Annotated in this window: 17 protein-coding genes; 9 read left to right on the top strand and 8 right to left on the bottom strand. The window is 73.2% G+C overall.

Going from position 1 to position 20,094, the window contains the following annotated elements:
* The first annotated feature begins 231 nt into the window (after positions 1-231).
* Positions 232-1,188, top strand: a complete 957-nt coding sequence (locus ACWCYY_RS14645; RefSeq protein ID WP_380149438.1) for a YhjD/YihY/BrkB family envelope integrity protein — start codon at positions 232-234, stop codon at positions 1,186-1,188.
* 18 nt (positions 1,189-1,206) lie between these two features.
* Here ACWCYY_RS14645 and ACWCYY_RS14640 read toward each other — a convergent pair whose 3' ends face one another.
* Entirely contained in the window at positions 1,207-3,108 is a 1,902-nt protein-coding gene (locus ACWCYY_RS14640) for a D-alanyl-D-alanine carboxypeptidase (protein ID WP_449796209.1), read from the bottom strand.
* Between the two features lie 277 nt (positions 3,109-3,385).
* Here ACWCYY_RS14640 and ACWCYY_RS14635 point away from each other — a divergent pair, with 277 nt between their 5' ends.
* The 3 genes from ACWCYY_RS14635 (at position 3,386) to ACWCYY_RS14625 (ending at position 5,532) form a co-directional block, all read left to right on the top strand.
* Positions 3,386-4,126, top strand: coding sequence for a GOLPH3/VPS74 family protein (locus ACWCYY_RS14635; RefSeq protein WP_345281942.1), 741 nt, complete (start codon positions 3,386-3,388; stop codon positions 4,124-4,126).
* A gap of 339 nt (positions 4,127-4,465) precedes the next feature.
* On the top strand, positions 4,466-5,323 hold the full coding sequence (locus ACWCYY_RS14630) for a helix-turn-helix domain-containing protein (RefSeq protein WP_345281944.1): 858 nt from the start codon (positions 4,466-4,468) through the stop codon (positions 5,321-5,323).
* On the top strand, positions 5,320-5,532 hold the full coding sequence (locus ACWCYY_RS14625; protein WP_345281945.1) for a DUF397 domain-containing protein: 213 nt from the start codon (positions 5,320-5,322) through the stop codon (positions 5,530-5,532). Before ACWCYY_RS14630 ends, ACWCYY_RS14625 begins: the two co-directional genes overlap by 4 nt.
* A gap of 39 nt (positions 5,533-5,571) precedes the next feature.
* On the opposite strand, the gene ACWCYY_RS14620 is transcribed toward ACWCYY_RS14625, so the two are convergent.
* Positions 5,572-6,663, bottom strand: coding sequence for an ADP-ribosylglycohydrolase family protein (locus ACWCYY_RS14620; protein ID WP_345281946.1), 1,092 nt, complete (start codon positions 6,661-6,663; stop codon positions 5,572-5,574).
* Positions 6,664-6,845: 182 nt separating this feature from the next.
* Between ACWCYY_RS14620 and ACWCYY_RS14615 the strand changes: the two genes are divergently transcribed.
* Positions 6,846-7,952, top strand: coding sequence for a tyrosine-protein phosphatase (locus ACWCYY_RS14615; protein ID WP_449796208.1), 1,107 nt, complete (start codon positions 6,846-6,848; stop codon positions 7,950-7,952).
* Between the two features lie 167 nt (positions 7,953-8,119).
* Here the strand turns inward: ACWCYY_RS14615 and ACWCYY_RS14610 are convergent, their stop codons facing one another.
* Positions 8,120-10,699: a bifunctional FO biosynthesis protein CofGH gene (locus ACWCYY_RS14610; RefSeq protein ID WP_449796207.1), complete on the bottom strand. Its 2,580-nt coding sequence runs from the start codon at positions 10,697-10,699 to the stop codon at positions 8,120-8,122.
* Between the two features lie 193 nt (positions 10,700-10,892).
* Here ACWCYY_RS14610 and ACWCYY_RS14605 point away from each other — a divergent pair, with 193 nt between their 5' ends.
* Genes ACWCYY_RS14605 through ACWCYY_RS14595 form a run of 3 tightly spaced genes read left to right on the top strand, consistent with a single transcriptional unit; the run spans position 10,893 to position 13,901 of the window.
* The gene (locus ACWCYY_RS14605) at positions 10,893-12,062 is read left to right on the top strand and encodes a LolA family protein (protein WP_449796206.1); all 1,170 of its coding nucleotides are present in this window, start codon (positions 10,893-10,895) and stop codon (positions 12,060-12,062) included.
* Between the two features lie 5 nt (positions 12,063-12,067).
* Entirely contained in the window at positions 12,068-13,051 is a 984-nt protein-coding gene (locus ACWCYY_RS14600; RefSeq protein ID WP_449796294.1) for an ABC transporter ATP-binding protein, read from the top strand.
* Complete coding sequence (locus ACWCYY_RS14595) at positions 13,038-13,901, top strand: ABC transporter permease (protein WP_449796205.1); 864 nt, start codon at positions 13,038-13,040, stop codon at positions 13,899-13,901. The genes ACWCYY_RS14600 and ACWCYY_RS14595 overlap by 14 nt, the downstream gene beginning before the upstream one ends.
* On the opposite strand, the gene ACWCYY_RS14590 is transcribed toward ACWCYY_RS14595, so the two are convergent.
* The 3 genes from ACWCYY_RS14590 to ACWCYY_RS14580 form a co-directional block, all read right to left on the bottom strand.
* A complete protein-coding gene (locus ACWCYY_RS14590; RefSeq protein ID WP_345283942.1) occupies positions 13,857-14,276 on the bottom strand; it encodes a hypothetical protein in 420 nt (139 codons plus the stop codon). The genes ACWCYY_RS14595 and ACWCYY_RS14590 overlap by 45 nt on opposite strands.
* Before the next feature lie 112 nt (positions 14,277-14,388).
* Complete coding sequence (rarD, locus tag ACWCYY_RS14585) at positions 14,389-15,363, bottom strand: EamA family transporter RarD (protein ID WP_380149439.1); 975 nt, start codon at positions 15,361-15,363, stop codon at positions 14,389-14,391.
* Positions 15,364-15,473: 110 nt separating this feature from the next.
* A complete protein-coding gene (locus ACWCYY_RS14580) occupies positions 15,474-16,322 on the bottom strand; it encodes an SDR family oxidoreductase (protein WP_380149440.1) in 849 nt (282 codons plus the stop codon).
* Between the two features lie 98 nt (positions 16,323-16,420).
* Between ACWCYY_RS14580 and ACWCYY_RS14575 the strand changes: the two genes are divergently transcribed.
* Positions 16,421-16,801, top strand: coding sequence for a winged helix-turn-helix transcriptional regulator (locus ACWCYY_RS14575; RefSeq protein ID WP_345281953.1), 381 nt, complete (start codon positions 16,421-16,423; stop codon positions 16,799-16,801).
* Positions 16,802-16,817: 16 nt separating this feature from the next.
* Here ACWCYY_RS14575 and ACWCYY_RS14570 read toward each other — a convergent pair whose 3' ends face one another.
* Both ACWCYY_RS14570 and ACWCYY_RS14565 read right to left on the bottom strand, forming a co-directional pair.
* Positions 16,818-17,849 (bottom strand): 2-oxoacid:ferredoxin oxidoreductase subunit beta, encoded by a 1,032-nt coding sequence (locus tag ACWCYY_RS14570; protein WP_345283940.1) that lies wholly within the window; start codon positions 17,847-17,849, stop codon positions 16,818-16,820.
* A complete protein-coding gene (locus ACWCYY_RS14565) occupies positions 17,849-19,795 on the bottom strand; it encodes a 2-oxoacid:acceptor oxidoreductase subunit alpha (RefSeq protein WP_449796204.1) in 1,947 nt (648 codons plus the stop codon). The genes ACWCYY_RS14570 and ACWCYY_RS14565 overlap by 1 nt, the downstream gene beginning before the upstream one ends.
* Positions 19,796-20,094: the final 299 nt, after the last annotated feature.

The raw sequence follows: 20,094 nt of genomic DNA, 5'->3' as shown, positions 1-20,094 counted from the left end.
CCCGTGGCACACCCGCCGGGTGACGGCCCGTCCGGACGCGCGCACCGGCCGTCGCCCACGCTGCCGTCCACCCGCCCCGTCCACCCGCCCCGGCCCCGCGACCCGACGTCCCGAAGGCTCGACCGCCCCGCCACACCCCCTCGGGTGACGGAACGTCAGGCCCCGGTCGCGGCCCGCCCTCGCCCGGGTGAGGATGGCCGTGGGGGACGGCCGAGCCAGTGGGAGGTACGGGTGACCGGTTCGCTGCCCAGCGCGGGCGAGGAGCCCTCACCGCAGCAACCCCCACCGCAGCAACCCTCACCTCCGCGGCCGGGCCGGTCGGCCCGGTTCAAGGCCCGGCTGGCCGTGCTGGCCACCACCGCCAAGGGACTGCCGGACCGGGTGCCGATCGTCGGCCGGGCCGTCGGCCAGCTGATCCGGGTCAACCTGCTGGACAACGCCACCCGGCTGGCCGCCCAGGCCTTCCTCAGCGCGCTGCCCGCGCTCTTCGTGGTGGCGGTCTTCGCCCCCGCCTCGGTCCGGGACGGCGTGGTCGGCTCGCTCCGGGACCAGCTGGGCCTCCAGGGCGAGGCGCAGCAGCAGGTGCGGCAGCTGCTCTCGGCCGGCAACGACGACGTGACCCAGAGCTTCGGGGTGATCGGCGCGCTGGTCACCCTGCTCTCGGCCACCGCGCTGAGCCGGGCCATGCAGCGGGTCTGCGAGCGCTGCTGGGACCTGCCCAAGTCGGGGGTTCGGCTGGCCGCCTGGCGCTGGCTGGCCTGGCTGGCGGCCTTCCTGGCCTTCCTGGTCTTCCAGTCGCCGGTCCGGGAGGGCTTCGGGGCCGGGGCCTGGCTGGGACTGCCGCTCTACCTGGTGCTGGCCACCGTCCTCTGGTGGTGGACCCAGCACCTGCTGCTGGGCAACCGGGTGCGCTGGTACCCGCTGCTGCCCGGGGCGCTGCTCTGCGGGGTGGCCGCCCTCGGCCTGGGCCTGGCCGCCAAGGTCTACCTGCCCCGGGCGGTGACCCAGAGCGTGGACCGGTTCGGCCCGTACGGCGTGGTGTTCACGTCCCTGAGCTGGTTGATCGTGCTGTTCACCGCCATCACCCTCGCCATCTCGCTCGGCCGGGTGATCGCCGAGGAGCCCGCCCTGGAGCGCCTGCTCGGAACACCGGACGAGCCCGGCCGCTGGGGCGGCCGGGCTCGCTGAGGGGGTACGGACGGAGCGTCAGAGCAGGCGCAGCAGCCGGGACGCGATCGACGGCGGCGCCAGGTCCGACTGGAGCGTGACGGGCACCTCGACCCGGTCCTCGCCCTCGCCGGCCGCGATGGTGCCGACCTGGGTGCCGGCCTTGGCGGAGTGGCCGAGGCCCTCGGTCCGCATGGTGAGCTCGGCCTTCACGCCGGACCAGCCGGCCACCGTCAGGTCCTTGGCGGCGACCACCGGGACGGTGCCGCCGAGGCCGTCGTCCACGCGGCCGACCACCTCGCCCTGCTTGGCCAGGGTCTGGCCGGTGAGGCCGTTCTGCGCGCTGGTGATGATCTTCTGACTGGCCGTCTGGGCGGCCTTCAGCAGGTTGTCGGTGGCCGTCGCGGGCTGGCCCAGGGTGACGCCGAGGATCAGCCGCTTGGTGCCGCCGATGTCCTTGGTGGCGGCCCACATCAGGCAGGAGCCGGCGGGGGTGCTGGAGCCGGTCTTGACGCCGATCACGCCGTTGCGGGCGGAGAGCAGCCCGTTGGTGTTGTAGATCCGCTGGTTGTTGAAGGTCATGTCCGGGGTGGCGACCACCTGGCGGAACACGTCGTCGTCCATCACCTCGCGGGCCAGCTTGAGCTGGTCCTTCGCGGTGCTCTTGGTGTTGTTGTCGTAGCCGGCCGGGTCGGCGTAGGTGGTGTTGGTCATGCCGAGCGCCTTGGCCTCGGCGTTCATCTTCTCCACGAACGCGGCCTCGGAGCCGGAGTCCCAGCGGGCCAGCAGGCGGGCCACGTTGTTGGCCGAGGGCAGCATCAGCAGTTCGAGCGCCTCGTACTCGGTCAGCTTCTGACCCTCGGTCAGCTGGGCGCGCGACTCGTCGGTGTTGGCCGACTCGGCCGCGGCCTGCTTGTCCACCGTGATGACCGGGCCGGGCTCGCCCTTCTTCAGCGGGTGGGCCTTGAGGATCAGGTGGGCGTTCATCACCTTGGTGACGCTGGCGATCGGCGCGGGGGTCTCCGGGCCGGAGCTGCCCAGGCTGCCGACCCCGACCACCTCGGCGGCGGCCTGGCCCTTGGCGGGCCACGGCACCGTCAGCTGGTCGCCGGAGAAGGTGTAGGAGCCGGCCAGCGAGAGCTTGGTCCTCGGGTCCGGCAGCGGGCGCAGCAGCTGGGCCACCACCACCGCGCCGATCACCACGGCCAGGAAGACCGTCCAGATGGTGATCCGCTTGACCGCCCTTCGGAACGGCGAGACCGGACGGGCGGAGAGCGCGGCCAGCACCTCCATCGCCTCGGAGGTGGTCTCCGGCACCGGAGCGGGCTCCGGCTCGACCACCGGGGGCGCGCTCGGCTCGGGGACGGTCCAGGCCTGCATCGGCGGCTTCACCGGGGCGGGCTTCTCGAACTTCTCGGCCACCGCGGGCGGCGCGACAGGCGTGGCCGACGGCTCGACGGGTACGGCCGGCGACGCGACGGGTACGGCGGCCGGCTCGGCGGGCGCGACCGGCTCGGCGGATTCCCGCACGTCAGCGGCCTCCACCTGCTCCGCAGGCTCCGCCTCCCCCACGGCGGCGGCCACGGGCTTCTTCGCCACCGGCTCGGCGACGGCCTCGGCAGCGGGCTCCTCCGCGGGCTCCTCCGCGGGCTCCTCCGCGGTCGGCTCGGCAGCCGGCTCGGCGGCCTCCCCGGTGCCCTTGTCGGCAGCCTTCGCGGCGGCCGGTTCGACCCGCTCCGCAGGCTCCGCGGGCTCGGTGTCCTCGTCCGGCACCCGCAGGTGCGTGGTCGCGTTGTCCACCGGCAGTCTCAGCATGGTGGTCCGGCTGTCCACATCACGGACCCTCAGCTGGACGGTGGAACCGTTCGGAGCCGCCTCGGCGGCCGCCTCCCCCTCCACCGTTTCCCCGTCGCGCCGCACCTTGTCGGGGGACTCGCCCACGTAACCCATCCTCCTCGTCCGCCGGACCGGCCGGGGCAGATTTCCGCCCGCCGGTTAGCTCTCCAGTCTCCGCTACCGGGACCGTAACGACCGTCACACCCCGCCCGACCGGCCGTTATTCGCTCGGACCGGCCCGTCCGGGGGCATTCCCTGCCTCAGACGCCGGCCCCGGCGGGCCCGGTTCCCGCCCCCACCGCCAGGTCACAATTCGGAGGCGTACTCGACAAGCCGCTGTGAGAGGCGTCACTCTGTCATTCATCCACGCGGGGAGGCTTGGATGGGCAAGAGCCGCAGAACTATTCCCGAGGAACTCCTGTTGCTCGCCCTGGACCCGACCACGGGTACCACGGCGCAGCCGCAGACCCTCGACCTCGGACTCGCCGGGGCACAGCTCGTCGAGCTGTCCCTGGCCGGAAGGATCGTCCCTGACGGGGACCGGATCGCCGTGGTGATGGCACGGCCGACCGGTGATCCGACCTTGGACCACGCACTGGAACTGCTGCGCCGTCGTGGCAGTGCGGTGCGGGCTGCACACTGGATCGGCGGGCCCCGGCTGGGGCTACGGCAGACCTACCTGGCGCACCTGGAGCGGTGCGGCATGGTGACCGCCGTGCCGGGCCAGGTGTGCGGTGTGCTGCCGACGACGCGGTACCAGGCGTCGGACGACTGCACCAACGCCGCCATCAAGCAGCGGCTGGACACCGCGATCCGGACCGGGGTCCCACCGGACCCCAGGACGGCCGCGCTGGCCGCGCTGGCGCACGCCGTCGGCCTGGGCAAGCACCTCTACCCGGGCAACGAGGGCCGGTCGTCGCGGTCACGGCTGCGCGACCTGATCCGGTACGACCCGCTCGGCGGCATGGTCGCCCACGCGGTGATGGACGTTCAGAACGGCCTGCCGGGGCAGGCCCGGGGTGCGGCTCCGGCCCGTCCCGCGGTCACCGGCCATCCCGTGCCGAGCCGTCCGACCGCGGGCGGCAACGGCCGGGGCCTGGCGGGCCGGGCGGTGGCGCGCTGACCCCAGCGCGCGGCCGGCCGGGTGCGGCACCGCGGCACCACCTCGCACGAGCTCTCGGGGCGGCCGCTCCAGACAGTTGGTCAACTGTCTGGAGCGGCCGCCCCGTTGGCGTCTCCGGAGCCGGATCGCCATTACCGTACGGGTGACCGTGGACGCAAGGGCCACGATCCCGTTTGAGTGCTTTTACGATGGTCTGTTCTTGTGAGCGAAGGTCATTCCCCCACGCCAGGGCGGGTCGAGATGACATGCTGCTCCACGTCAGGGGGGTTGGTACCAATTTCCACACTCTTCCGAGGCGCACCTCATCCGGGTGCGCCAGAGGTACGGCCGGAGGTCGACGTGTCCGCCAACATCAATCCGACGGTCCGGCGCCGCCGACTGGGCGCCGAACTGCGGCGCCTGCGCGAGCAGAAGGGCATGACGGCCGAGGAGGTGGCCGGCCGCCTGATGGTCTCCCAGTCGAAGATCAGCCGCCTGGAGAACGGCCGCCGCTCGATCAGCCAGCGCGACGTCCGCGACCTGTGCGACGTCTACGAGGTCACCGACGAGCGGATCCGGGCGGGGCTGATGGAGATGGCCAGGGAGTCGCGCCAGCGCGGCTGGTGGCACGAGTTCGGGGACATCCCGTACTCGGTCTACATCGGCCTGGAGGCCGAGGCCAGTTCGATCCGCGCCTACGAGTCCTCCTTCGTCCCGGGGCTGTTGCAGACCCGGGAGTACGCGGCGGCCGTCGTCGAGGGCACCCAGCCGGACACCGACGCCGGAGCGGTGCAGCGGCGGGTCGAGGTGCGGATGAAGCGGCAGAGCCGGATAAACGGTGAGAACCCGCTGGGCAGCCTCTGGGTCGTGGTGGACGAGGCGGTGCTGGCCCGCGAGGTCGGCAGCCCGATGGTGATGGCCGATCAGCTGCACCAGCTGATCGAACTGAGCGAGCGTCCGAACATCAACCTTCAGGTCATCCCGTTCCGCCACGGGGCCCATCCCGGCATGACCGGGACATTCTCCCTGATGGAGTTCCCGGAGTCGGCGGATTCGACGGTCGTCTACTTCGAAGGAGTGACGGCCGACCTCTACCTCGAGAAGGACGCCGACGTCCGCCGCTATACCAATCTGTACGACCACCTGCGGGCCGCAGCGCTCAGCGTGGCGGAGAGCCGCACACTGATCAGATCCTATGCAGAGGGGTTCAAGAGATGAGCACCACGTCCACGCAAGGCAGTCTCACCTGGCGCAAGAGCAGCCACAGCGGCGGCAACGGGGCCTGCGTCGAGATCGCCGTGCCGAACGGCTCCACCATCGCCGTCCGGGACTCCAAGGACCCCGAGGGCCCGCAGCTGCACTTCTCGAACGCGGCCTGGGCCGCCTTCGCCACCGCCACCGCGGCCGGCGACTTCGGCCGGATCTGACCCGCCCTCAGCAGCGCCCCCGACGGACGCGGTGCCCGGTCAGACCGGGTACCGCTCCGTCCAGGCACGGCCCCGCAGTTCGCCGCCGTGCAGCAGCTCCAGCACGAAGTCGTCGGCCAGCTCCAGCAGCGTTCCCCGGCCCTCCAACTCGGCCACCAGCTCCGGCGGCAGCGCCGTCTCCCCGTGCACCACGCCCAGCAGGCCGCCGCAGAGCGCCCCGGTCGAGTCGCTGTCCCCCGAGTGGTTGACCGCGAGCAGCAGGCCGGACTTCACGTCGTGCGCCACCAGCGCGCAGTAGACCCCGATCGACAGGGCCTCCTCGGCCGCCCAGCCCTCCCCCAGCTCCTCGACCCGCGCCGCCCCCGGCTCCCCGGCCCGGACGGCGTCCAGCGCCCGGCGCAGCGCCGCCGTCGTCTCCTCGTGCCCCGGGTGGTCGGAGAGCGTGGCCAGCGCCTGGTGCACCCCCTCCTCCAGCGTCCCGCCCCGGGCGGCCGCGTGCACGATCACCGCGAAGGCGCCCGCCGACAGGTAGGCCGCCGGATGACCGTGCGTCAGCACCGAGCACTCCACCGCCAACTGGAACACCAGCGCCGGGTCCCAGGCCGTCAGCAGGCCGAACGGAGCCGACCGGACCACCGCCCCGCTCCCCCGGGCGTCCGGGTTGCGCGGCTCGCCCAGGCTGCCCGGCACGGCGGCCTCCGGCCCCGAGAGCGCGGCCAGCGCGGCCGGCTCCGGCGAGCGCTGCGCGTACAGCCACTCCTGCCGCCCCAGCCAGCCGAGGTCCGCCCGGCGCTCGTCCGGGCCCCAGTCGTGCTGGGTCGCGGCCCAGCGCAGGTACGCCCGGTGAACGTCGGTCGGCGGGTGCCAACTGCCGCCGTCCCGCTGGGCGTGCGCCCGTATCAGGCCCTCCACCGTGAACAGGGTCAGCTGGGTGTCGTCGGTGACGGTCCCCGGGCGGCCGTACGCGGCCACGTAGCCCGTCACTCCGTCAGGTCCGTGGGCCGCCAGGATCTTCTCCAGCGAATCGCCCTCGATCCCGGCCCCGAGCGCGTCTCCGATCGCACCGCCGAGCAGGCAGCCGCGGACCCGGCTGCGGAAGTCCTGCTGCTGGGCACGGGACCACAAGGCCATCACGGGTACGGCACCTCTTCTCGACACGCCGCGCACCGCCCCCCGGAGCGCGCCCTCGCACTGTATTCGAATACCTCACCACGGGGCGCCGCGGTCCGGAACACCAGCCCTTCAACAGACTGTTGCCACCGCGCCATCCGCGGGCCACCGGGCCACATCCCGGGCTTCCTACCGTCCGCTCCATGACCACCACCCGCACCCGGTTCGCCGTCGCCGTCGCCCTGACCGGCGCCCTCACCCTCGGCACCACCGCGCTGGCCACCTCCCCCGCCCTGGCCGACTCCGCCGGCCACCACGCCCAGCAGTCCGCGCACCGCATCCCGTTCACCGCCGCCACCGTCACCCAGCGGGCCGACGGCACCTTCACCCTGACCTGGGCCGCCCCCACCGCCCGCAGGGTCACCGTCTACGCGGGCACCGACCGCGACGCGATCCGCCACCGCACCGCCGTCGCCCGCGGCGCCGGCTCGGCCACCGTGACCGTCTCCGGCCTGGCCGCCGCCGACCGCTGGTACTTCGAGCTCGTCCCGGACCGCGGCGAGTCCCTGACCGTCGCCGACCGCTCCCTGCACCTCGCCTCCGCCCCCAACTTCCGCGACGCGGGCGGCTACCGCACCGCCGACGGCCGCTGGGTGAAGATGGGCGAGGTCTACCGCTCGGACGACCTCGCCAGGCTCACCGACGCCGACCTGGCCAAGCTCCAGCGCCTGGGCATCCGTCAGGTCTTCGACCTGCGCACCCCGGCCGAGCAGAAGGCCGCCCCCGACCGCGTCCCGGCCGGCGCCACCGTCACCTCCGCCAACGTGCTCGGCGTCGAGGACACCGGCGCCTTCAACGTCACCTCCCCGCAGGCCGCGGTGCAGGCGATGATCGACGCCGAGAAGGTCATGGTCTCGGCGGCCAGCGCCAAGTCCGCCTACCGCGGCGTCCTGCGGGCCGCGGACGACCGCGGCGCGGTGCTCTTCCACTGCACCGCCGGCAAGGACCGCACCGGCTGGGCGGGCGCCTCCCTGCTCACCGCGCTCGGCGTCCCGAAGGCCACCGTCGAGGCGGACTACCTGGCCAGCAACGACTACCGCGCCGCCGCCAACGCCGCGGTCCTCTCCCACCTCCCGGCGTCGTACCAGGCGATCTACAAGCCGCTCCTCGACGTCCGCCCCGAGTACCTCAACTCCGGCTACGACGAGGTCACCGCCAAGTACGGCACCTTCGACCGCTACCTCAAGAACGGCCTCGGCCTCGACCGCACCGAGCTCCGCCACCTCCAGGACCGGCTCCTCGTCGGCTGAGGCTTCGGCCCGGGGCCGGAGGCCCCAGGGGCGCGGGGAACTGCGCGCAGGGGAACGGCAGCACCTGCAACTGGCTGACGGAGCTTCAGTTGCCGGTGGGCCGCCTCCCGACCCGCGCAGTTCCTCGCGCCCCTGGGTCGCTGCATGGACCCGCGCCCGCGAAAGTACTAGCCGACGACCGGAAGCAGCGCCGGCAGGTGCCCGTCCGAGGCCAGGGCGGCCGCCCGCCGTTCGGGCGGGACCTCGCCGTAGGTGGTGGTGCGCTGCCGGTGCGGACGCCCGGCCGCCTCGGCGATCGCCTCCAGCTGACGGACCGACATGTAGCTCCCGTACGAGGACCCGGCCATCCGCGAGATGGTCTCCTCCATCAGGGTGCCGCCCAGGTCGTTGGCCCCGGAGCGCAGCATCTCCGCCGCCCCCTCCGCCCCGAGCTTGACCCAGCTGGTCTGCACGTTGCGGATGTGCGGGTGCAGCAGCAGCCGCGCCATCGCCATCACCGCCCGGTTGTCCCGCGCCGTCGGCCCGGGCCGCGCGATCCCCGCCAGGTACACGGGGGCGTTGGTGTGCACGAACGGCAGCGTCACGAACTCCGTGAACCCGCCCGTCCGTTGCTGGATCTCCGCCAGCAGCCGCAGGTGCGCCAGCCAGTGCGAGGGGTTGTCCACGTGCCCGTACATCATCGTGGAGGACGAGGGGATCCCCAGCTCGTGGGCCGTGCTCACCACCTCGACCCAGGTCGCGGCGGGCAGCTTCCCCTTGGTCAGCACCCACCGGACCTCGTCGTCGAGGATCTCCGCCGCCGTCCCCGGGATGGAGTCCAGCCCGGCCTCCTTGGCGGCCGCCAGCCACTCCCGGATCGAGAGCCCGGTCCTGGTCGCCCCGTTGACGACCTCCATCGGGGAGAAGGCGTGCACGTGGATGCCGGGCACCCGGGCCTTCACCGCCCGGGCGATGTCGAAGTACGCGGTGCCCGGGAGGTCGGGGTGGATCCCGCCCTGCATGCAGACCTCCGTCGCCCCCACCTCCCACGCCTGCTGGGCCCGGTCGGCGACCTGCTCCAGTGACAGGGTGTAGGCGTCGGCGTCGGTGCGCCGCTGGGCGAAGGCGCAGAACCGGCAGCCGGTGTAGCAGACGTTGGTGAAGTTGATGTTCCGGGTGACGCAGTAGGTGACCTCGTCGCCCACCGCGTCCCGCCGGACCGCGTCGGCGATCGAGCAGAGCGCGTCCAGTGCCGGGCCGTCCGCCTGGAAGAGCGCCAGCGCCTGGGCGTCGGTCAGCTTCTCGGGGTCGTCGGCCGCCTGCGCCAGTGCCGCCCGCAGGTCACCGGACAGCCGCTCGGGGGCGGTCAACCCGGCGGCCTGCTCGCGCAGTTCGGCCCAGTCGCCGTAGACCTCCTCGAAGTCCCCGCGCCGGTCCCCGGTCCGCCCGGCCCCGTCGATCTCGCGGTGCAGCTCGGTGCGCCCGCGTGCGGTGAGCGGCTCGTCCGGCTCCTGCCAGGGCAGTCCGACCGGCAGTGCGTCCTCCCGGGCCAGGCCGGTCTCCGGGTCGGCCAGCGCCCGCACGTGCGGCAGGACCCGGGGGTCGATCCACGGCTCGCCGCGCAGCAGGTACTCCGGGTACACCGTCAGCCGCTCGCGCAGCGCGAAGCCCTCGGCCGCGGTGCGGGCGGCCAGCTCCTCGATGTGCGGCCAGGGCCGCTCCGGGTTGACGTGATCGGGCGTCAGGGGCGAGACGCCGCCCCAGTCGTCGATGCCCGCGCCGATGATCAGCGGGTACTCCTCGTCCACCAGGTTCGGCGGCGCCTGGATCCGCGCACCCGGGCCGAGCACCAGCCGGGCCACCGCGATGCAGGCGGCCAGCTCCTCCAGCTCGGCGTCGGGCATGGCCCGCATCGCGGTGTCGGGCTTGGCCCGGAAGTTCTGCACGATGACTTCCTGGAGGCCCTGGTAGCGCCGGGCGGTGCGGCGGATCGCGAACAGCGCGTCGGCCCGCTCCTCGTGGGTCTCGCCGATGCCGATCAGCACGCCGGTGGTGAACGGCACGGCGCTGCGGCCCGCGTCCTCCAGCACCCGCAGCCGGACGGCCGGCTCCTTGTCGGGAGAGCCGTGGTGCGGGCCGCCGGGCTCGGACCAGAGCCGGGTGGCGGTGGTCTCCAGCATCATGCCCATCGAGGGGGCCACCGGCTTGAGCCGCTGGAAGTCGGTCCAGGACAGCACCCCGGGGTTGAGGTGCGGCAGCAGCCCGGTCTCCTCCAGCACCCGCACGGCCATCGCCCGCACGTAGGCCAGGGTGTCGTCGTAGCCGTGCGCGTCCAGCCACTCGCGGGCCTCGGGCCAGCGGTCCTCGGGGCGGTCCCCGAGGGTGAAGAGCGCCTCCTTGCAGCCGAGCGCGGCGCCCTGCCGGGCGATCTCCAGCACCTCGTCGGGCGACAGGTAGAGGCCGTGGCCGTCCTTGCGGAGCTTGCCGGGCACGGTGACGAAGGTGCAGTAGTGGCAGCGGTCCCGGCAGAGCCGGGTGAGCGGGATGAAGACCTTCTTCGAGTAGGTGATCACCCCGGGGCGGCCGGCCGCCAGCAGCCCCTGGTCGCGGACCCGGGCGGCGCTCGCGCACAGGTCGCGCAGGTCCTCGCCGCGGGCGTGGAGCAGCACGGCCGCCTCGGTGACGTCCAGCGCCACCCCGTCCCGTGCCCGGCGCAGGGCGCGGCGCATCGAACTGCTGGTGGGGCGGGGGTCGGTAGCGTCGTCCATGGGGCGACGATACCCAGAGCCGGAGGCGGTGTTCGTCCTTCGGCGGTAGCCGACCCTGAGACGTGCTCAGGGTCACGTGCACCGCTGGGAGTAGGCGGATCCGGCCCTCTGGAGCGATACCGGACGGGGGTCCCGTGGGTTCCAATGGAGGGGAAGCACGGCAGTTCTGACGTCTGACGAGGGGTAGGAAGTCATGGAACGGACCACGCGACGCAAGGCCGTCCGGGTGCTGGTGCCCGCCGGTGTGGTGGCGCTGACCGCCGCCGGGATCGGCCTCGTGCCCGCGATGGCCGGGGAGTCCGGGCCCAAGCTGCCCGAGCTGACGGCGGAGCAGGTGGTGGCCAAGGCGCTGGGATCCGACGCCCGGGCGCTCTCCGGCACCGTCAAGCTCAAGGCCGACCTGGGCCTGCCGACCCAGCTGCTGGGCGGGGCGCTGCCGGGCGGCGGGGCCCCCGGCGGGCACGGCGGCGGCCGGGGCGGCGGCGAGGGCTCGGAGGCCGACCCCGGGGCCAAGCTGCTCCAACTGCTGGGCGGCGAGCACACCCTGCGGATCGCGGTGGACGGCCCGGACCGCCAGCGGCTCGGCCTGATCGGCGGCCTGTCCGGCTACGAGCTGGTCCACAACGGCTCCGAGCTCTGGGCCTGGGACAGCAGGAGCAACGAGGCGGTGCACCTGACGGGTGCCCAGGCCGCCGAGCGGGCGAAGCCCGAGCTGCCGCTGCCGGTCACCCCGCAGGAGGCCGCGAAGAAGTTCCTGGAGCTGGGTGCTGACACCACCCAGGTCACCGTGGAGGGCACCACCACCGTGGCCGGGCAGGACGCCTACGAGCTGCGGGTGAAGCCCAAGCAGGTCGGCTCGACCATCTCCGAGGTGCGGATCGCCGTCGCGGCGGAGAACGGCGTGCCGCTCGCGGTGCAGGTCCGCTCCGGCTCCACCAAGGTGCTGGACGCCCGCTTCAGCGAGGTCTCCTTCGCCACCCCGTCGGCCGACACCTTCCGCTTCACCGCCCCCAAGGGCGCCAAGGTGACGGAGCAGAAGGCCGAGGAGGGCGTGGGCCACGAGAAGTGGCTGCAGAACGACTCACCCGACGCCGAGGCGGCCGAGGAGGCGCTCCGGAAGGCCGGGCAGGACGCGGACTTCAAGGTCACCGGCGAGGGCTGGACCACCGTGCTCAGCGCCAGGCTCCCCGCCGAGGCGGCGGGCGGCGAGGCCGGCGGCTTCGCCAAGGCGCTCGGCAAGCCGGTCGGCGGCGGCAGCCTGATCTCCACCAAGGTGGTCAACGTGCTGATCACCGACGACGGCCGGGTGTTCGCCGGCGCCGTCACCCCGCAGGTGCTGCAGAGCGCGGCCGGGGCGAAGTGACCGACCTGTTGGAGCGGCCGGACGGCCGGGCGGCTGCGGGCCGCCCGGCCGCTCCGGCCGAGGTGATCCGCACCCGGGGGCTGACCAAGCGCTTCCCGGGCGGCCAACTGGCCGTGGACGGGCTGGACCTGACGGTGCCCCGGGGCAGCGTGTTCGGCTTCCTGGGGCCGAACGGCTCCGGCAAGACCACCACCATCCGGATGCTGATGGGTCTGATCACCCCCAGCTCCGGCGAGGCGGTGGTGCTCGGCGAGCCGATGCCGCGCGGCGCCGCCACCGTGCTCCCCCGGGTCGGCGCCCTGATCGAGGGCCCGGCCCTGTACGGCTTCCTGACGGGCCGTGACAACCTGTCCCGCTTCGACGCGGCCGATCCGACCACCGACCCGCGCACCCGGGCCCGCCGGGTCTCCGGGGCGCTGGACCGGGTCGGCCTGACGGCCGCCGCCGGCAAGAAGGCCCGGGCGTACTCGCTGGGCATGAAGCAGCGCCTGGGCCTGGCCTCGGCCCTGCTGCGCCCGCGCGACCTGCTGGTGCTGGACGAGCCGACCAACGGCCTGGACCCGCAGGGCATGCGGGAGATCCGGGCACTGGTGCGGGAGTTGGCGGCCGAGGGCTCCACCGTCTTCCTCTCCTCGCACCTGCTGGACGAGATCGAGCAGGTCTGCACCCACGCCGCCGTGATGTCCAAGGGCCGGCTGCTGGTGCAGGGCACGGTGCCCGAGCTGGCGGCCAGGGCGCAGGGCCGCCTGGTGGTCCGCACGCCGGACGTGGCGGCGGCCGCCGAGGTGCTGACCGCGCGTCAGGTCCCCGACGTCCGGGGCGGCGAGGGCTCGCTCTCCGCCGCCGCCCCCGCCGAGGAGGAGCTCGCCGGGCACTGCGCGGCGCTGGTCGCGGCGGGAGTGCGGGTGCAGGGCTTCGGAGTGGAGCGCGGCACGCTGGAGGACGCCTTCGTGGCACTGACCGGGGAGGGATTCGATGTCGCGGGCTGAGGCGCTCACCGACGCACCGGCGCGGCTTCCGGCCGCGCTCTCGACCTCACTGCTGCGCAGCGAGCTGGCGCTGACCTTCCGGCGGGCCCGGACGGTCACCCTGCTGGCCATCCTGGCCGCCCTGCCGGTGCTGATCGGCGTGGTGATCAAGTGGCAGACCGACGGCGAGGGCGGCGGCGGCCCGGCCTTCATCGCCCAGGTGACCCAGAACGGCGTGTTCCTGGTCTTCACTTCACTGGCCGTCACCCTGCCGGTCTTCCTGCCGATGACGGTGGGCGTGGTGGCGGGCGACGCGATCGCGGGCGAGGCGGCCTCCGGCACCCTGCGCTACCTGCTGGTCGCCCCGGCCGGCCGGACCAGGCTGCTGGTGGCCAAGTTCATGGCCGGGACGGCGTTCTGCCTGGGCGCGACCCTGACGGTGGCGGCCTCCGCGCTCGCCACCGGTGCGGCGCTGTTCCCGCTGGGGGACGTCACGCTGCTCTCCGGGGACACGGTGGGCCCGGGCGAGGCGCTGCTGCGGGCGGCGCTGGTGGCCCTGGTGGTGGCGGCCTCGCTGGCCGGGCTGGTCGCGGTCGGGCTGTTCGTCTCCACCCTGACGGGCAGTGGGATCGCCGCGATGGCCACCACCGTGGTGCTGGTGATCACGGTGCAGATCCTGGACGCCTTCCCGCAGTTGCACGCGATCCAGCCGTACCTGCTCTCGCACCACTGGCTGAGCTTCGGGGACCTGCTGCGGCAGCCGATGTACTGGGACGAGGTGCTGAAGAACCTCGGGCTGCAGGCGCTCTACGTGGCGGTCTTCGGCTCAGCGGCCTGGGCCCGCTTCACGGCCCGCGACGTCACTTCGTGAGCTGGCCGCCGCGCAGGCCAGCACCGGCAGCTGCGCGGGCGCGACCAGGAACAGCGGGGACCAGCCGTGGCAGACCAGCCGGACCCCGGCGGTCAGCCCGTGCAGCCGGGCCCGGTGCGAGCCCTTGAGCTCCACCCGGTCGAGCCGGCTGGGGGCCTGCAGGGTGACCGGCGGGCGGCCGGGGCGCTGCCAGCGGATGGTCACCGGGCCGCCGGGGCGGTCGGCGCTCAGCAGCAGTTCGCCGGTCTCGGCGGCGTCCATCTCGCGGCGCACGGCGGGCACTCGCAGGGCCCCGCCGGAGGCCAGCACGGCGGCCCCGTCGGCCGCCGCCGACCGGCGGAACGGCCGGACCAGCGGTGCCTTGAGCTGGACCATCGCGACTCCTCCCGTGGCCGGCATGGGGGTGCCTTCCGACAGCCTTCGGCTGCGGGCACCCCGGACGTTAGCAGGGTTGCGGGGGGCTTGAGGAGATCCCGAAACGAGTTGTTCACCGGGCGGACGAAGCTGACGGAGCGTCAGCCGGCGCATCCTCCGGCCGAGTGCTCGGCGGCGCCGCCGGGAGCTCGGACCGGCTCTGTCGCAGGCGCCGCAGCGCGTCGAAGGTGAGCACCGCGAGCGCGGCCCAGACCAGGGCGAAGCCGGCCCAGCGGGCGGGCGGCATCCGCTCGTGGAAGACGGTGATGCCGAGCAGGAACTGCAGCACCGGCGCCAGGTACTGCAGCAGGCCGAGGGTGCTCAGCGGCACCCGGACGGCGGCCGCCCCGAAGCAGAGCAGCGGCACGGCGGTGATCAGGCCGCTGAGCATCAGCAGGCCGGAGTGCGCCCAGCCCTCGGTGCCGAAGGTGCCCCGGCCGGTGACGCCCAGCCAGACCAGCAGGCCGACCGCGAACGGGAACATGGCGGCGGTCTCCAGCGCGAGGCTCTCGGTGCCGCCGAGCGCGACCTTCTTCTTGAGCAGGCCGTAGGTGCCGAAGGAGAGGGCCAGCACCAGGGCGATCCAGGGCAGCCGCCCGTACCCGACGGTGAGCACCGCGACCGCCAGCACGCCGATCCCGACCGCCGCCCACTGGGCCGGGCGCAGCCGTTCGCCCAGCAGCAGGACGCCGAAGGCGATGGTCACCAGGGGGTTGATGAAGTAGCCGAGGCTGGTCTCCACCACGTGCCCCGAGTTCACTCCCCAGATGTAGACGCCCCAGTTGACCGAGACCACCACGGCGCCGAGCGCGGAGAGCGCCAGTCGGCGGGGCTGGGCGAGCAGCGGGCGTATCCACGCCCACTTGCGCATCACGGCCAGCATCAGGGCGACGGCCACCAGGGACCAGGCCATCCGGTTGGCCAGGATGTCGACCGCGCCGCTGGGCTCCAGCAGTGGCCAGTAGAGCGGGAAGAGACCCCAGATCCCGTAGGCGGCGAATCCGTACCCGAGCCCGGCACCGCTGCCGGCCTTCTGCTGCTGTGCCATCGACCGGCCTGCCCTCCGCGCGCGCTGTCCTCCGGACGAAGGTAGCGGGCGGGAGGGCAGGGTGTCATCCCTGAATCGGCATTTTGGTCATGACACGCGTTTCGGACAGCTCAGAGCGCGGCGGCCACCGTCGCGGCCAGCGGGGTGGTGGGGCGGCCGATCAGCTTCGACAGCACCCCGCGGTCGCGGGCCAGCTCGCCCCGGGCGATGGCCGCGTCCACGTCCACCAGGATCCCGGCGAAGCCCTCCGGCAGGCCGGCGCCGACCAGGATCTCGTGGTGCTTCTCGGCCGGGACGTCCGCGTAGGAGACCGGCTTGCCGGTGTGCGCGGCCAGCGCGGCGGCGTACTCGGAGAAGCTCCAGGCCTCGTCCCCGCTGAGCTCGTAGACCGCGTTCTCGTGGCCCTCGCCGGTGAGCACCGCGACGGCCGCGTCCGCGTAGTCCTGCCGGGAGGCGGTGGCGATCCGGGCGTCGCCGTTGCTGCCGACCACCGCGCCGTGCTCGACCGCGACGGCCGCGTTGGCGGTGTAGTTCTCGGTGTACCAGCCGTTGCGCAGCAGCACGTACGGCAGGCCGGAGGCGCGGATCACGGCCTCGGTCGCCTGGTGCTCCTCGGCCAGCCGGAAGGTGGCCTCGTCGCCGCCGAGGATCGAGGTGTAGGCCAGCAGCGCCACCCCGGCGGCCTTCGCGGCCTCGACCACGGCGGTGTGCTGCGGCACCCGGGCGCCGACCTCGCTGCCGGAGATCAGCAGCACCTTGTCACCCGCGCCGAAGGCGGCGGCCAGGGTCTCGGGCCGGTTGTAGTCGACCTCGCGGACGGTCACGCCCTTCGCGGCCCAGTCGGCGGCCTTGTCGGCGGAGCGGACGGCGACGGCGAGCTCGCCCGCCGGCACCTCGGCGAGCAGGCCCTCCACCACGAGGCGGCCGAGCTGTCCGGTGGCTCCGGTGACGACGATCATGAGGTACTCCCTGGTCGGTGGGGTCTTGCGCTTTCCACACTCACCGTATGTACTGCACTTACCAATCGGAAGTACGCACTTTGAAGTAGGGTACTGACATGAAGGTAAGTGTCGACGCACTGCTCCACGCCCCGGACGTCAACGACCGGATGTGCCCCTCGCGCGGCGTGCTGGAGCACGTCACCAGCCGCTGGGGCGTGCTGGTGCTGATCGCGCTGGCCGAGCGCGAGTACCGGTTCAGCGAGCTGCGCCGCCGGGTGGCCGGGGTCAGCGAGAAGATGCTCGCCCAGACCCTGCAGACCCTGGAGCGGGACGGCTTCGTCGAGCGCGAGGCGCACCCGGTCATCCCGCCCCGGGTGGACTACCGGCTGACCCCGCTCGGCCACGAGGCCGCCGAGCTGGTCGGCGGCCTCGCGCACTGGGTCGAGCGGCAGACGCCCGGGGTGCTGGCGAACCGTCAGGCGTACGACGCGCGCTGACGGCCCGCCCCGGCGGTCAGACCACCGTCCAGGTGTCGCTCCCGGTGAGCAGCGCGCCCAGGTCGCCCCGGCCGCGCTGCTCCACCGCGCGCTCCAGCTGACCGCCCATCAGCTCGTCGTAGACGGGCCGCTCGACGCTGCGCAGCACCCCGATCGGGGTGTGGTGGAGGGTGTCGGCGTCGGCGATCCGGGAGAGCGCGAAGGCGTGCGCCGGGTTGGCGTGGTGGGCGTCGTGCACCAGCACCTCGCCCCGGTTGGCCTCCGTCACCTCGTCCACGTACAGCTCGCCGCCCGGGCCGCGGAAGACGCCCCGGCCGGCGAAGGTGACCGGCTGCCCGTGCTCCAGCCGGATCAGCGCCTCGTCCCGGGTGCCCGGGTCCTTGAGCACCTCGAAGGCGTTGTCGTTGAAGATGTTGCAGTTCTGGTAGATCTCCACCAGCGCGGTGCCCCGGTGCTCGGCGGCCGCCCGGAGCACCGAGGTGAGGTGCTGGCGGTCCGAGTCGATGGTCCGGGCGACGAAGGTGGCCTCCGCGCCGATGGCCAGCGAGAGCGGGTTGAAGGGGTGGTCCAGCGAGCCCATCGGGGTGGACTTGGTGATCTTCCCGACCTCGCTGGTGGGCGAGTACTGACCCTTGGTCAGGCCGTAGATCCGGTTGTTGAAGAGCAGGATCTTCAGGTTGACGTTGCGCCGCAGCGCGTGGATCAGGTGGTTGCCGCCGATCGACAGCGCGTCCCCGTCGCCCGTCACCACCCAGACGCTCAGGTCCGGCCGGGAGGCCGACAGGCCGGTGGCGATGGCCGGGGCGCGCCCGTGGATCGAGTGCATCCCGTAGGTGTTCATGTAGTACGGGAAGCGCGAGGAGCAGCCGATCCCGGAGACGAACACGGTGTTCTCCCGGCGGATGCCGAGCTCCGGCATGAAGGCCTGCACGGCGGCCAGGATGGCGTAGTCCCCGCAGCCGGGGCACCAGCGCACCTCCTGGTCGGTCTTGAACTCCTTGGCGCTCTGCGGCCCGTCGGCCTTGGGCACCAGTCGAAGGCTCTCCATCACTTCTCCTCCAGGGTGCCGAGGGCGGCGGTCAGCACGTCGGCCAACTGGGCCGCCTTGAACGGGAGTCCGCGCACCTGGTTGTAGGACTGGGCGTCCACCAGGTACTTGGCGCGCAGCAGCAGGGCCAGCTGGCCGAGGTTCATCTCCGGCACGATCACCCGGTCGTAGCCCTTGAGGATCGCCCCGAGGTTGGCCGGGAAGGGGTTCAGGTGGCGCAGGTGCACCTGGGCCACCTGACCGCCGTCGGCCCGCACCCGGCGGACGGCGGCGGTGATCGGCCCGTAGGTCGAGCCCCAGCCGAGCACCAGCACCCTGGCCTCGCCCGAGGGGTCGTCCACCACCAGGTCGGGCACCGCGATCCCGTCGACCTTGGCCTGCCGGGTGCGGACCATGAAGTCGTGGTTGGCCGGGTCGTAGGAGATGTTCCCGGTGCCGTCCTGCTTCTCGATGCCGCCGATCCGGTGCTCCAGCCCCGCCGTCCCCGGCACCGCCCACGGGCGGGCCAGCGTCTGCGGGTCGCGCTGGTAGGGCCAGAAAGCGCCGTCCTCGCGGTTCGGCCCGGTGGCGAAGTCCGGTGTGATCTCCGGGAGTTCGTCCGCCGCCGGGATCCGCCACGGCTCCGAGCCGTTGGCCAGGTAGCCGTCGCTCAGCAGGAACACCGGGGTCCGGTAGGTGACCGCGATCCGGGCCGCCTCCAGTGCCGCGTCGAAGCAGTCGGCCGGCGTGGCCGGGGCCACGATCGGCACCGGCGCCTCGCCGTTGCGGCCGAACATCGCCTGCAGCAGGTCGGCCTGCTCGGTCTTGGTCGGCAGCCCGGTGGACGGCCCGCCGCGCTGGATGTCCACCACCAGCAACGGGAGTTCGAGCGAGACGGCCAGCCCGATGGTCTCCGACTTCAGCGCCACCCCGGGCCCCGAGGTGGTGGTCACGCCCAGCGCCCCGCCGAAGGCCGCGCCCAGCGCGGCCCCGATCCCGGCGATCTCGTCCTCCGCCTGGAAGGTCCGCACGTCGAAGTTCTTGTGCCGGGACAGCTCGTGCAGGATGTCCGAGGCCGGGGTGATCGGGTACGAGCCGAGGAAGACCGGCAGGCCCGAGCGCTCCCCCGCCGCGATCAGGCCGTAGGACAGCGCGAGGTTGCCGGAGATGTTCCGGTAGGTGCCCTCGGGCAGCCGGGCCGGGGAGACCTCGTAGGAGACCGCGAAGTCCTCGGTGGTCTCGCCGAAGTTCCAACCCGCCCTGAAGGCCAGGATGTTGGCCTCGGCGATGTCGGGCTTCTTGGCGAACTTCTGCCGCAGGAACGACTCGGTGCCGTGGGTCGGCCGGTGGTACATCCAGGACAGCAGCCCGAGCGCGAACATGTTCTTCGCCCGCTCGGCGTCCTTGCGGGCCAGCCCCGAGTCCTTCAGCGCCTCCAGGGTCAGCGTGGTGAGCGGCACCCGGTGCAGGTGGTACGCCTCCAGCGAGCCGTCCGTCAGCGGGTCCGCCGCGTAGCCGACCTTGGCCAGCGCCCGCTTGGTGAACTCGTCGGTGTTGGCGATGATCTCGGCACCGCGCGGCAGGTCCGCGAGGTTGGCCTTCAGGGCGGCGGGGTTCATCGCCACCAGCACGTTGGGCGCGTCGCCCGGGGTCAGGATGTCGTGGTCCGCGAAGTGCAGTTGGAAGGACGACACGCCGGGAAGGGTGCCGGCGGGAGCCCGGATCTCGGCCGGGAAGTTCGGCAGGGTGGAGAGGTCGTTGCCGAACGAGGCCGTCTCCGAGGTGAAGCGGTCTCCGGTGAGCTGCATGCCGTCGCCGGAGTCGCCGGCGAAGCGGATGATCACCCGGTCCAGACGCCGGACCGGCTTCGCCGGCCGCTGCCGGGCGCCCGGCGGCGAGGCCGGGCCCGACCGGCCGTCGTCGTCCGAGCCGTCCACTGCCTCTGCCTGATCGACCTGACTGGTCACTGCCGCGGACCTCCTCGTGGGCGCCAGCCGCGGGCGTGAGCCGTGTGCCCCGTCCGCCTGGTGCACCGTTCCGAATCCTAGGCGGCCGAACCTCCCCCGGACCGGAACTCGGCCCAACCACCCACGAGAACGTCTACCCGACCCCGATCCATACCCACTGGAGCGCCGCCCCCTTGCCGCCCTCGGGCCGCCCGGAGGGCGGTCAGGGGCGCGAGGAACTGCGCGAGACGGAAGAAGCAGACCCGTGTGCCGGGTACGGAGATCCACTTGCACGTGAGCCTCCGTACCCGGCACACGGG

Source organism: Kitasatospora sp. NPDC001664, from assembly GCF_053596675.1.
This window is presented reverse-complemented; position numbering and strand designations above follow the sequence as displayed.

Excerpts from the sequence above, each read along its gene's own strand:
- ACWCYY_RS14635 (WP_345281942.1), top strand. The coding sequence starts at position 3,386 with ATGGGCAAGAGCCGCAGAACTATTCCCGAGGAACTCCTGTTGCTCGCC.
- ACWCYY_RS14625 (WP_345281945.1), top strand. The coding sequence starts at position 5,320 with ATGAGCACCACGTCCACGCAAGGCAGTCTCACCTGGCGCAAGAGCAGC.
- ACWCYY_RS14620 (WP_345281946.1), bottom strand. The coding sequence starts at position 6,663 with ATGGCCTTGTGGTCCCGTGCCCAGCAGCAGGACTTCCGCAGCCGGGTC.
- ACWCYY_RS14615 (WP_449796208.1), top strand. The coding sequence starts at position 6,846 with ATGACCACCACCCGCACCCGGTTCGCCGTCGCCGTCGCCCTGACCGGC.
- ACWCYY_RS14610 (WP_449796207.1), bottom strand. The coding sequence starts at position 10,699 with ATGGACGACGCTACCGACCCCCGCCCCACCAGCAGTTCGATGCGCCGC.
- ACWCYY_RS14605 (WP_449796206.1), top strand. The coding sequence starts at position 10,893 with ATGGAACGGACCACGCGACGCAAGGCCGTCCGGGTGCTGGTGCCCGCC.
- ACWCYY_RS14595 (WP_449796205.1), top strand. The coding sequence starts at position 13,038 with ATGTCGCGGGCTGAGGCGCTCACCGACGCACCGGCGCGGCTTCCGGCC.
- ACWCYY_RS14590 (WP_345283942.1), bottom strand. The coding sequence starts at position 14,276 with ATGGTCCAGCTCAAGGCACCGCTGGTCCGGCCGTTCCGCCGGTCGGCG.
- rarD (WP_380149439.1), bottom strand. The coding sequence starts at position 15,363 with ATGGCACAGCAGCAGAAGGCCGGCAGCGGTGCCGGGCTCGGGTACGGA.
- ACWCYY_RS14580 (WP_380149440.1), bottom strand. The coding sequence starts at position 16,322 with ATGATCGTCGTCACCGGAGCCACCGGACAGCTCGGCCGCCTCGTGGTG.
- ACWCYY_RS14575 (WP_345281953.1), top strand. The coding sequence starts at position 16,421 with ATGAAGGTAAGTGTCGACGCACTGCTCCACGCCCCGGACGTCAACGAC.
- ACWCYY_RS14570 (WP_345283940.1), bottom strand. The coding sequence starts at position 17,849 with ATGGAGAGCCTTCGACTGGTGCCCAAGGCCGACGGGCCGCAGAGCGCC.